Origin of the sequence: Paraburkholderia unamae (genome assembly GCF_003096875.1) — a bacterium.
Lineage (GTDB): Bacteria > Pseudomonadota > Gammaproteobacteria > Burkholderiales > Burkholderiaceae > Paraburkholderia > Paraburkholderia unamae.
Genome location: NZ_QEOB01000001.1, coordinates 693199 through 705743, shown reverse-complemented (window position 1 = coordinate 705743; position 12545 = coordinate 693199). Strand labels below are relative to the sequence as shown.

Below are 12545 nucleotides of genomic sequence, written 5' to 3'. Positions count from 1 at the left end.
GATGCTCTGGTTCGTCGCGTACAACTGCGCACCGTTCACCGCGTCCGTGCTCGACGCGCTCAGATCGCCCGCCGCCACGTTCGTCAGCTTCACCGCCGTGGTTGCGCCCGCTCCGCCCAGCGTCACCGTGTCGTGCGCCGACGAGTCGTACATCACGGCATCAGCGAGCTGGCCGTTGATCGTCGTGATCTGGCCGTTGATGTTCGTCACATCGCCAGCCAGGTTCGAGACGTTCTGGTTCGTCGTGTACAGCTGCGAGCCGTTCACCGCGTCCGTGCTCGACGCGCTGACATCGCCCGCCGCCACGTTGTGCAGCGCCACCGGCGTGGTTGCGCCCGCACCGCCCAGCGTCACCGAATCGTGCGCCGACGAGTCATACGTCACCGCATCGGCAAGCTGGCCGTTGATGTTCGTGATGTCGCCGCTGAGCGCCGTGAAAGCGTCGCCCGCGTTGTTATACGTCCCGCCGTTGAGCACGTAGGTCGGATTCGAGATCGAACCGTCCGCGTTCACCGTCGAGCCGCCACCCAGCGAGCTGGCCGTCGAACTGGCCAGGCCGTAGAGCTGCGAGCCGTTCACCGCGTCGAAGCTCGACGCGCTCACATCGCCCGCCGCCACGTTGTGCAGCGCCACCGGCGTGCTGGCACCCGTTCCGCCCAGCGTCACCGAATCGTGCGCCGACGAGTCGTACATCACCGCGTCAGCAAGCTGGCCGTTGATCGACGTGATCTGGCCGCTGATGTCCGTGATGCTCTGGTTCGTCGCGTACAACTGCGCACCGTTCACCGCGTCCGTGCTCGACGCGCTCAGATCGCCCGCCGCCACGTTCGTCAGCTTCACCGCCGAGCTTGCGCCCGTGCCGCCCAGCGTCACCGTGTCATGCGCCGACGAGTCGTACATCACCGCGTCAGCAAGCTGGCCGTTGATCGACGTGATCTGGCCGTTGATGTTCGTGATCTGGCCGTTGATGGTCGTGATCTGGCCGTTGATGTCCGTGATGCCCTGGTTCGTCGCGTACAGCTGCGAACCGTTCACCGCGTCCGTGCTCGACGCGCTCAGGTCGCCCGCTGCCACGTTCGTCAGCTTCACGGCCACGCTGGCGTCCGTGCCGCCCAGCGTCACCGAGGCATGCGCCGACGAGTCGTACATCACCGCATCGGCAAGCTGGCCGTTGATCGTCGTGATCTGGCCGTTGATGTCCGTGATGCTCTGGTTCGTCGCGTACAGTTGCGAGCCATTGATTGCATCCGTGCTCGACGCGCTCAACTCGCCCGCTGCCACGTTCGTCAGCTTCACTGCCGAGCTTGCACCCGTACCACCCAGCGTCACCGTGTCGTGTGCCGACGAGTCGTACATCACCGCATCGGCAAGCTGACCGTTGATCGTCGTGATCTGGCCGTTGATGTCTGTAACCTGGCCGCCAATGCTCGTCACATCGCCCGCCAGGTTCAAGATGCTCTCGTTCGTTGCGTACAGCTGCGAACCGTTCACCGCATCCGTGCTCGATGCGCTCAGATCGCCCGCCGCCACGTTCGTCAGCTTCACCGCCGAGCTTGCGCCCGCGCCGCCCAGCGTCACCGTGTCATGCGCCGACGAGTCGTACATCACCGCGTCAGCAAGCTGACCGTTGATCGTCGTGATCTGGCCGTTGATGTTCGTCACATCGCCAGCGAGATTCGACACGTTCGTGTTCGTCGCGTACAGCTGCGAGCCGTTCACCGCGTCCGTGCTCGACGCGCTCAACTCGCCCGCCGCCACGTTCGTCAGCTTTACCGCCAAGCTTGCATCCGTGCCGCCCAGCGTCACCGTGTCGTGTGCCGACGAGTCGTACATCACTGCATCAGCAAGCTGACCGTTGATGCTCGTGATCTGGCCGTTAATGTCCGTGATGCCCTGGTTCGTCGCGTACAGCTGCGAACCATTGACCGCGTCCGTGCTCGACGCGCTCAACTCGCCCGCCGCCACGTTCGTCAGCTTCACCGTCGAGCTGGCGCCCGAGCCGCCCAGCGTCACCGACGCATGCGCCGACGAGTCGTACATCACCGCGTCAGCGAGCTGGCCGTTGATCGTCGTGATGTCGCCCGACAGGTTCGAGATGTTCTCGTTCGTCGCGTACAGCTGCGAGCCATTGATTGCGTCCGTGCTTGACGCGTTCAGATCGCCCGCCGCCACGTTTGTCAGCTTCACCGTCGAGCTTGCACCCGAACCGCCCAGCGTCACCGTGTCGTGCGCCGACGAGTCGTACATCACGGCATCGGCAAGCTGACCGTTGATCGTCGTGATCTGGCCGTTGATGTCCGTGACCTGACCACCAATGGTCGTCACATCGCCTGCCAGGTTCGAGACGTTCTCGTTCGTCGCGTACAGCTGCGAGCCATTGATCGCGTCCGTGCTCGACGCGCTCACATCGCCCGCTGCGACGTTCGTCAGCTTCACCGTCGAGCTGGCGCCCGAACCACCCAGCGTCACCGAGGAATGCGCCGACGAGTCGTACATCACCGCGTCAGCAAGCTGACCGTTGATCGTCGTAATGTCGCCCGACAGGTTGGAGATGTTCTCGTTCGTCGCGTACAGCTGCGAGCCATTGATTGCGTCGGTGCTCGACACGCTCAGTTCGCCCGCCGCCACGTTCGTCAGCTTCACCGTCGAGCTGGCACTCGTACCGCCCAGCGTCACCGAGGCGTGTGCCGACGAGTCGTACATCACCGCATCGGCAAGCTGACCGTTGATCGTCGTGATCTGGCCGTTGATGTCCGTGATCTGGCCGCCAATGCTCGTTACATCGCCCGCCAGGTTCGAGATGTTTTCATTCGTCGCATACAGCTGCGAGCCGTTCACCGCGTCCGTGCTCGACGCATTCAGCGCGCCTGCCGCCACGTTCGTCAGCTTCACCGTCGAGCTGGCACCCGTACCGCCCAGCGTCACCGAAGAATGCGCCGACGAGTCATACATCACCGCGTCAGCAAGCTGACCGTTGATCGTCGTGATCTGGCCGTTGATGCTCGTCACTTCGCCAGCAACGTTCGAGATGCTCTCGTTCGTCGCGTACAGCTGCGAGCCGTTCACCGCGTCCGTGCTCGACGCGCTCAGGTCGCCCGCCGCCACGTTCGTCAGCTTCACGGCCGAGCTGGCATCCGTGCCGCCCAGCGTCACTGAGGCGTGCGCCGACGAGTCGTACATCACGGCATCAGCAAGCTGACCGTTGATCGTCGTGATCTGGCCGTTGATGCTTGTCACATCACCAGCTACGTTCGACACGTTCGTGTTCGTCGCGTACAGCTGCGAACCGTTCACCGCATCCGTGCTCGACGCGCTCAGATCGCCCGCCGCCACGTTCGTCAGCTTCACCGCCGCGCTCGCTGCCGTGCCGCCCAGCGTCACCGTGCCATGCGCCGACGAGTCGTACATCACCGCGTCAGCAAGCTGACCGTTGATCGACGTGATCTGGCCATTGATGTTCGTCACATCGCCAGCGATGTTCGAAACGTTCTCGTTCGTTGCGTACAGCTGCGAGCCGTTCACTGCATCCGTGCTCGACGCGCTGACATCACCCGCCGCCACGTTCGTCAGCTTCACCGCTGCGCTCGCTGCCGTGCCGCCCAGCGTCACCGTGTCATGCGCCGACGAGTCGTACATCACCGCATCGGCAAGCTGGCCGTTGATCGTCGTGATCTGGCCATTGATGTTCGTCACATCGCCGGCGAGGTTCGAGACGTTCTCGTTCGTTGCGTACAGCTGCGAGCCGTTCACGGCGTCCGTGCTCGATGCGCTCAGATCGCCCGCCGCCACGTTCGTCAGCTTCACCGCTGCGCTCGCACCCGTCCCGCCCAACGTCACAGAGGAATGCGCCGACGAGTCGTACCGCACCGCGTCAGCAAGCTGGCCGTTGATGCTCGTGATATCGCCCGCCAGGTTCGAGACGCTTTCGTTCGTCGCATACAGTTGCGCGCCATTGATCGCGTCCGTGCTCGATGCGTTCAGGTCGCCCGCCGCCACGTTCGTCAGCTTCACGGCCGAGCTCGCGCCCGAACCACCCAGCGTCACCGTGCTGTGCGCCGACGAGTCGTACATCACCGCATCGGCAAGCTGGCCGTTGATCGTCGTGATCTGGCTGTTCATGCTCGTGACCTGACCGCCAAGGTTGGTCACATCGCCAGCGATATTCGAAATATTCGTATTCGTCGCGTAGAGCTGCGAGCCATTCACCGCGTCCGTGCTCGACGCGCTCAGGTCGCCTGCCGCCACGTTCGTCAGCTTCACCGCTGCGCTCGCAGCCGTGCCGCCCAGCGTCACCGACGCATGCGCCGACGAGTCGTACATCACCGCATCGGCAAGCTGGCCGTTGATCGTCGTGAGCTGACTGTTGATGCTCGTCACGCTACCGGCAACGTTCGAGACGTTCGCATTCGTCGCGTACAGTTGCGAGCCGTTCACCGCGTCCGTGCTCGACGCGCTCACGCCGCCCGCCGCCACGTTCGTCAGCTTCACGGCCGTGCTTGCGCCCGTGCCGCCCAGCGTCACCGAGGCATGTGCCGACGAGTCATACATCACCGTATCGGCAAGCTGGCCGCTGATGCTCGTGATGTCGCCCGACAGGTTCGACACGCTCTGGTTCGTCGCGTACAGCTGCGCGCCATTGACCGCATCCGTGCTCGACGCGCTCAGGTCGCCCGCCGCCACGTTCGTCAGTTTCACCGCCGAGCTCGCGCCCGTGCCGCCCAGCGTCACCGAGCTATGCGCCGACGAGTCGTACATCACCGCATTGGCAAGCTGACCGTTGATCGTCGTGACCTGGCCGTTGAGGTTCGTGACATCGCCGGCAAGGTTCGTCACATCGCCGGCGAGATTCGAGACGCTCGCATTCGTCGCGTACAGCTGCGAGCCATTGATCGCATCGGTGCTCGACGTGCTCACGTCGCCCGCCGCCACGTTCGTCAGCTTCACCGCCGCGCTGGCGCCCGTGCCGCCCAGCGTCACGGAGGCATGCGCCGACGAGTCGTACATCACCGCATTGGCAAGCTGACCGTTGATCGTCGTGACCTGACCATTGAGGTTCGTCACATCGCCTGCGAGGTTCGACACGTCCGTATTCGTCGCGTACAGCTGCGAGCCATTGATCGCATCCGTGCTCGAAGCGCTCAGGTCGCCCGCCGCCACGTTCGTCAGCTTCACGGCCACGCTCGCGCCCGTGCCGCCCAGCGTCACCTTGTTGTGCGCCGACGAGTCGTACAGCACCGCATCGGCAAGCTGGCCGTTGATCGTCGTGAGCTGGCTGTTGATGCTCGTGAGCTGGCCGCCGATGTTCGTCACATCGCCGGAAATATTCGAGATGTTCGTATTCGTCGCATAGAGCTGCGAACCGTTCACCGCGTCCGTGCTCGACGCGCTGACGTCGCCCGCCGCCACGTTCGTCAGCTTCACCGCGGCGCTGGCGCCCGTGCCGCCCAGCGTCACCTTGTTGTGCGCCGACGAGTCGTACAGCACGACATTAGGCAATTGCGCCTGGATGGTCGTCACCGAGCCTTGCAGGTTCGAGATGTTCGTCGAATTCTGCGTGACCTGCGAATCCGTTGCGAACAACTGGGATCCGTTCACCGCGTCGGTGCTCGACGCGCTCACGTTTCCTGCCGCCACATTCGTGATCTGGCGCTCCGCGTTGGCCGCGCCCACGCTCACCACGCCCGTGGGCGATGCGCCTGCAACCGTATAGGACTTGCCGCTGATCGTGACGCTTGCCGTCGGGGTCGCCGCGGCGGAAACCGTTGCGCCATTGCCTAGCGCGACCGAGTTGCTCACGGTCGAAGCCACGTATGCACCGTTGCCGATGGCAATCGCGTTCGTACCGGCCGCAGTCGCCACCGGTCCGATTGCCGTGCTGTTCGTGCCCTTGGCCGACGAATCGCCCAGCGTGGAGTTCGTATGGAAATACTCGATACCGCCGCCGTTGGCGATATTGTTCAGCGCGCTGCCTACGTCGGTGAAGGTGGTGCCGTTCTGGACATACTGAGGACTGGAAATCGAGCCGTTGCTGTTCACTGTGGAACCGGCGCCGAACGCATTCGCTTCCGAATTGGCCAACGCGTAGAGTTGCGAGCCGTTCACGACATCCGTGCTCGTGGCGCTCAGGATACCGTTCGCCACATTGATGATCTGGTTCTGCGTGGTGGCATTGCCCACCGACACTGCGTTCGCCCTGTTCGCCGTCGCACCAGCGCCCAGCGCGACGGAGTTGGTGGCCGATGCAACGCTGGCATAGCCAATGGCCAGCGAGTTGGTTCCCCCCGCGGTGGCGGCCGCACCGAACGTGTCCGCGCCGTTTGCGTTTGTGAGGCTTTGCCCCCCCAAAGCGACCGAATAGTCGTACTGCGCGTTTGCCCCGTAGCCCACGGCCAAAGCCTGCGAGCCATTACTGTTGGACTTGGTGCCGATCGCCACCCCGGCTGGCTGGGCAGCCGACAACGACCCGGGCACACCACCCGCAATGACATTGCTGCTGTAGCCGATTGCTACCGAACCATTCGCCCCCGCGGTCGCATTGCCACCGATCGCCGTCGGCTCCAAAGTCGTAAACGACGTGCTGGCAACCGCGCCTTGGCCATAGGCAACAGCATACCCGTTGAGTGCGGCATTGGCGGGGTCGAGATAGCCGCCATCAAGCGTGCCCGCAAAGCCCGCTGCGGAGTAACCGGCAAGAACAACACCGGCCGCCAGGGCCACGGTGCTGGCTGACGCCTTCTTTCCACGCGCTCTGGTGTTTTCGTCCGCCGCGACCCAAGTTCCCGTGGACTCGTTCCAGACAGAGCGATAGGTCTTGTTCACTTTCAATCCTTCGAAATATAAATATTCAACCGGCCTGAGCGCAGCATCAGCGCGCCGATCAACCAGAATTTCCGCCACACCCGCCCGCTTTCACTGACAGGAGATTTACCAATTTATTTTGCAATCCTATATTTCTAACAAGGATTACTTATGTAGTCGCCTTTACCAACTGGCGCCATGGCAGGCGCTTACCCGTTCAAACCGCGATGTTTCATAAACAGTGTTACGGAAACCTGCCCGGAAAAATATCGGATAAATGCGAGAGTGATCGCCAACCGCTGTTCATCCGGTTCTCGTACGCGTTCAAAAAGAATGAGCGGCGGACCAGGTCGAGTCAGGTCATCGGCATACCGATCATCAGGACGCGCCGCAAACCTTCGACGCGGCGAATCGCAGCTACCGCCGACCTCTCATGAACTGCGGATCGCGGCGGGTCGCACGGAGCCCCTTTGTGAGCACGCGCTTCGACGCAGGGGAAGCCGACTGTAGCTGACAGGTAAGAATAGAATGACGTCGGCGTTTCTTACATAAGCCGATTCTTATTTTTCAAATGAATATCTAAGATTTCCTAACAATCATCCAGGCCAGACATCGATCTTTCTTAAATTCTTTTGACGATCGACTTAAATCGCGGCGCCCGTGATGGACCATGCCGCGCCAATCGTCTTGTGGCTGGAGAATGCGACCGCAGGATGCGGGAAGCGGCGCGTCGCGCGCCAATTCAGAATCAGAAGAGCAAGCGGTGAGACACGCGGTGACAAGCGAGGCGCCAGCGAAGGCGTCACCGGCCGGGCAGGCGACCGGTGCTTCAGCGTTCAGCGGCGCGTCGACTGTGACGAGACGACTCGCCAACGGCCATCGTGCCGGACAAACACGTCGGTAAACGTGAAGTCCATGTACTGCGTCGATTGCGGAGGTTGATAGCGATTGATGCCCTGCACGATGGCCGTATCGCCATTCAGACTCACCTGCATGTCGCGCAGCGTCTGCGTAGCGCCGGCGGGCGGCGGCGGAGCGTTCATGACGTCAGCCTTGGTACGTCGAACGCCACTGGGCGTCGTCTCGATGTAGGAGTCGTCGAGCAGTTGATCGAGCACTGTCCGGTCATGCGTAGGCGCGGCATCTACCCAGCTTTGCTCGAGCTGTAGCAATGCCGCCTGATCGGCCTGCGGCGTGGCGTGTGCGACGCTGGCTCCTGCGAGCAGGAGCGCGGCGCACAGCTTCATAAGCGTGCGTTTCATCATCGTCAAAGTCCTGAAAACCATTTCGAGCGGGGGCGTGAGCCTATCAAACGGATCGCAGCGCAACACGTCGCGCCGCGCGTAAATCGTCTGAGTCAGCCCACTCCATTGATGCTAATCACTGAAACCGCTCGATCGAATAGGACTTCTTCGAAACACACTCAACGGTATGCGTTGATCTTGTCGCGCGTGGCCATCGCGGCCGTTGCAGCCGCCTGAGCGTAATCCTCGCCCTTGCTCGCGTAGATGATCGCGCGCGACGAGTTGATGAGCATGCCCGTGCCGTTGGCCGTGCGGCCGGCCTTCACGGTGGATTCCACATCGCCGCCCTGGGCGCCGATGCCGGGAATCAGCAGGGGCATGTCGCCCACGATCGCGCGAACCGTCTCGATTTCCTTCGGGAAGGTTGCGCCCACCACGAGGCCCAGTTCACCGCTCGCGTTCCACTTCTGCGCGGCGAGGCCCGCGACGATCTGATAGAGCGGCTTGCCATCCACCGTCAGGAATTGCAGGTCGGAGCCGCCGGGGTTCGAGGTGCGGCACAGCACGATCACCCCTTTGCCCTTGTGTTCGAGCCACGGCTCGATCGAATCGAAGCCCATATAGGGATTGACCGTCACCGCGTCGGCCTTGAAGCGCTCGAACGCTTCGCGTGCGTACTGCTCGGCGGTGCTGCCGATGTCGCCGCGCTTGGCGTCGAGGATCACGGGCAGGCCCGGATGCTTCTCGTGGACGTGCGCGATCAGCGCTTCGAGCTGGTCTTCGGCGCGATGCGCGGCGAAGTACGCGATTTGCGGCTTGAACGAGCACGCGTAGGGTGCCGTGGCGTCGACGATGTCGCGGCAGAACTCGAAGATCGCGTCGCTGCGGCCGTTGAGCGCGGCCGGGAATTTCGTCGGCTCGGGGTCGAGGCCCACGCACAGCAGCGAGCCGGTGCGCTGCCAGGCGGCGCCGAGGGTCTGGGTAAAGGAAGTCATGGTGTTTGCTCGCGGCGAGCCGGTGAAGGGAAAACGGCGCGTATTTTACCCGGCTTGGCGGGCGGCGCTCCGGGCGGCGGCCATCGGCGCGCTCTTGCAAGCCGAATGGCCGCCGCGCCGCCGGTTTGCCCAGCTGCGCGGCGCATTATCGTTAGACGAATCAGACGACCGTGCTCCGGCGCGAGCGCGGCGCCGGGCAGGCCGTTCTCAGCCGCGCCCGCGCGCGCCCTTGCCGCCCCGACCGCCCGCCCGGCCCCGTGCGCCGGCGCGATGGGGGCTCGCCATCGCGCGCATGTCCATGCGCTCCACGGTGAAGGAAAAGCGCCGCACGAGCCGCTCGCCTTGGGCGAGCACAGTCATGCCGTTGGCGTCGGCGCCGCCGTGCAGGTTCACGGCGTTGATCGGATGGTCGACCGGCTCGAAGCAGAAGAAGTCCGCGCCGGGCGGCGTGTAGAGCACGTAGTAGTCGGTGTTGGCGCAGATCGACAGCGAAAGCCGGCGGCGCTCCCACACCACGGCCGCGCGCCCGCTCCAGCCGCTGAAGGCGTGATTCACGAGCTGCTCAGGCAGCGGATAGGCCACGCCGAACTGCCAGGCGGGCGGCGCGGGCACGTGGCGCACCGGCAGCCAGTCGTCGCCGGAGAGCCAGAGGCCGCTTGCGGGCGCGGAAAGCTCGGTGCTCGCGTCGCGCGCGAGGAACGGATGCACGCCGAGACCGAACGGCAGTGCGTCGCGCCCCGTGTTTTCCACTTCCAGCGCGATGCCGAGCGTGGCGCCGTCGAGCGCATAGGTGAGCGTCGCGCGGTACGAATAGGGCTCGCCCGTGCTGCGGTCGAGCACGAGCGTCACGTTCTCGCGATCGGCGCTGGCGACGCTCCAGGGCGCGAGCCAGCCGTCGCCGTGAATCGGCAGCGGCTCGCTTGCGCGATTGCGCGGGACTTCGACATCGCGGCCGCCAAAGTGAAAGCGCCCTTCGCCGATGCGGTTCGAATACGGCAACAGCGGGTAGCACGCCAGCTCGTTCGGGTCCATGCGCGCGCTCACGCGTTCGCAGCGGCGGAACACGGGTTCGAGCGCGCCTTCGCTGCGCCAGTCGAAGCGCGTGATCCCGCCGCCCAGTTGCGGCGCAACGTCGAGCCGCAGATACGCGTTGGCCAGCGTCACGCAGGCCACGTCGCTCGTGCCGGCCGCGCCGATGGCGACCGCCGAGGTGCTGGGCCCCGGCAGAACGGGATGGGTGGTGGCTTCCAGCCGCGCGCGGCGCGCGGCTGCGGGCGAGGCAGGCGAAGCCGTCGAGGTGGGGGAAGTGGGCATTGGCGATGAAGCGGCGGCGTTCGACGCCGCGGCCGACGCACGGGGACTCGCGGTGGAACGGTCGGGTTGACGCACAGCGGAATTCGCGACGCTCATAAGCTGCTCCTCGAGAGGCATGTTTGATTGCCGCCGCGAACGACGGCTCACCGGTGGCCTGCCGATGCCGTGCGCTCACTCTCGCAGGGTCCGGCGGCCGCTTCTTGTGCTTGCCCTTCACCTTCTGGTCTTGCAGGTACGGCCGACTGCGTGTTTCCGATCGACTGCATCTGTTGCCGAAGAACAACGACTATCCGTCTGTTTGCGGTGTGCGCGCGGGGTTGAGGCTTACAGCTTGCTTCGGTGCGGCGCGCGCGGGCCGCTGCCCGAATCGATGCGGGTGCGCTTGCGGGCAGTGCTTGATACAGCCTGCCTCAAGCACGCCGGCGCCCCTGAAACCGCGGTTCTTCAAGGCCCTGGCGGCCGATTCGAACCGAGAACACGCCGCCTGCGTGCGGCTCGCGCGCGAGTGTCTCCTCCTCCATCTCCTCGCGCGCGCTCGTGACATAAAGCGTGTCCAGAAGCGCACCGCCGAGCGTAACGCAGCTTGGCTGCGCTGTGGGAATCTTTACTCGCTCGGTTTCCACGCCATCCACACCGTAGCGCACCACTCGCTCGCCGCCCCACTGCGCGTTCCAGAGGCCGCCTTCGGCATCGACGGTGGAGCCGTCTGGCACGCCGGAGGCGTCGCCGAGCTTCACGAACGTACGTTCGTTTGCAATCGTGCCGTCCGTGCCGTAGTCGCAGGCGCGAATCTCGCGCGTGGGCGAATCGCAGTAATACATCGTCGCGCCGTCGGGGCTGAATGCAATGCTGTTCGAGATGGCGGGCGCGGGCAGCGGTAGCCGCTCGAGCGTGAGGTTATGGTTCAGACGATAGAAGCCGCCGATCGCCTCCCGGGGCGTCGCCTCGTATTTGGTGCCGAACACGAAGCGGCCCTGGCGGTCGCAGCGCCCGTCGTTCAGGCGCGTGGGCACGCCGGGTTCGACTTCGACGATGGGCTCGATCGCGCCCGTTTCCAGATCGAAGAACGCAAGCTGTGAGGCAAGGCCCAGCAGCAGCGTGCGCTCGTCCTCGCACAGCGCGAAGCACGCGAGGCGCTCGGGCATGTCCCACGTGAGATGCTTGCCTTCGCGCACGTCGTAGCGTTGCAGGCGCTTGCCCGAGATGTCGACCCAGTACAGCCGCCCGCTGCGCGCGCACCAGGTCGCGCCCTCGCCCAGTTCGCATTTCGCGTGAACGAGCAGTTCGGCTACCGGGTCGTCCGGTGCGTCGCCGCCGGCGCCTGCGTTTGCGTTCTCGTTTTCGTTTGCGCTCATGCCCAGCCTCCATCCACCACGATGTCCTGCGCGGTGATCATCCGGCTGTCGTCGGCGGCGAGGAATAGCGCCATGCGCGCGAGGTCCGCGGGCAACAGTTCGGCGTCGATGCACTGGCCCCGCCTGATGCTCTCGCGGCCTTCGTCGGTGAGCCACAGGCGGCGCTGCTTGTCCGTCATCACCCAGCCGGGCACGAGCGAATTCACACGAATGCCGTACCGCCCGAGGTCCTTCGCGAGGCCGCGCGTGAGGCCCTGCACCGCCGACTTGCTCATCGTATAGACGGGCATCTCGGCTTGCTTGAGCATCCAGCTAATCGATCCCAGATTGATGATCGTGCCCGCGCGCGCCTCCTTCATGTCTTCCGCCACGGCCTGCGCCGCGAAGAGTTGATGGCGCAAGTTCACGGCGACGCCCGCATCGAACGATTCGGGCGTCACTTCCGCCAGCGTGTGCCGTTTGTCGTTCGCGGCGTTGTTCACGAGCACCTGGATCGGCCCGAGCGCCGCCTTCACGTCGGCGATGGCGGCGCGCAGGGCCGCGATATCGGCGAGATCGACATTGGCGAACAGCGGCTTGTGGCGCGAGTCGCCGAGTTCGTCGGCGAGCGCCTGTCCCGCGCTCGTGTCGATATCGAAGAACGCCACGCGGGCGCCCTGCGCCGCGAAGTGCTCGACGAACGACGCGCCGATGCCGGTCGCGCCGCCCGTGACGAGCACCACGCGGTCGGCCAGGCTCGGATAACGCGCGTAGTTTTCGTGCGCGTGGCGCGTGAGCGCACTAGCGGGTGAATTCACGAGTGAATTCGCGGGCGAATTTGCGTTGAGCGACATCGTTCT

The 12545-nt window shown here is 64.6% G+C and carries 6 protein-coding genes and 2 pseudogenes; all 8 read right to left on the bottom strand.

Translation table 11 applies throughout. The features are described 5' to 3' along the window. The coding region (locus C7402_RS48255) for a hypothetical protein (protein WP_425273764.1) at positions 1–153 on the bottom strand (153 nt) is incomplete at its 3' end. Positions 154–227: 74 nt separating this feature from the next. Further along, a pseudogene (locus C7402_RS03150) lies at positions 228–6327 on the bottom strand (hypothetical protein); the annotation flags it as partial. Between the two features lie 15 nt (positions 6328–6342). Next, positions 6343–6819: pseudogene (locus C7402_RS48400) on the bottom strand (ESPR-type extended signal peptide-containing protein); the annotation flags it as partial. A gap of 815 nt (positions 6820–7634) precedes the next feature. After that, complete coding sequence (locus tag C7402_RS03145; RefSeq protein WP_224044512.1) at positions 7635–8063, bottom strand: nuclear transport factor 2 family protein; 429 nt, start codon at positions 8061–8063, stop codon at positions 7635–7637. Between the two features lie 158 nt (positions 8064–8221). Then, a complete protein-coding gene (gene pyrF / locus C7402_RS03140; RefSeq protein ID WP_112171982.1) occupies positions 8222–9037 on the bottom strand; it encodes an orotidine-5'-phosphate decarboxylase in 816 nt (271 codons plus the stop codon). A 207-nt stretch (positions 9038–9244) separates the two neighbouring features. Continuing rightward, positions 9245–10351 carry an aldose 1-epimerase gene (locus tag C7402_RS03135; RefSeq protein ID WP_116609677.1) on the bottom strand — a complete coding sequence of 369 codons (1107 nt, stop codon included), beginning with the start codon at positions 10349–10351 and terminating at the stop codon, positions 9245–9247. Positions 10352–10761: 410 nt separating this feature from the next. Continuing rightward, positions 10762–11706, bottom strand: a complete 945-nt coding sequence (locus C7402_RS03130) for an SMP-30/gluconolactonase/LRE family protein (RefSeq protein WP_116609570.1) — start codon at positions 11704–11706, stop codon at positions 10762–10764. Continuing rightward, on the bottom strand, positions 11703–12503 hold the full coding sequence (locus C7402_RS03125) for an SDR family NAD(P)-dependent oxidoreductase (RefSeq protein WP_116609676.1): 801 nt from the start codon (positions 12501–12503) through the stop codon (positions 11703–11705). Before C7402_RS03125 ends, C7402_RS03130 begins: the two co-directional genes overlap by 4 nt. Positions 12504–12545: the final 42 nt, after the last annotated feature.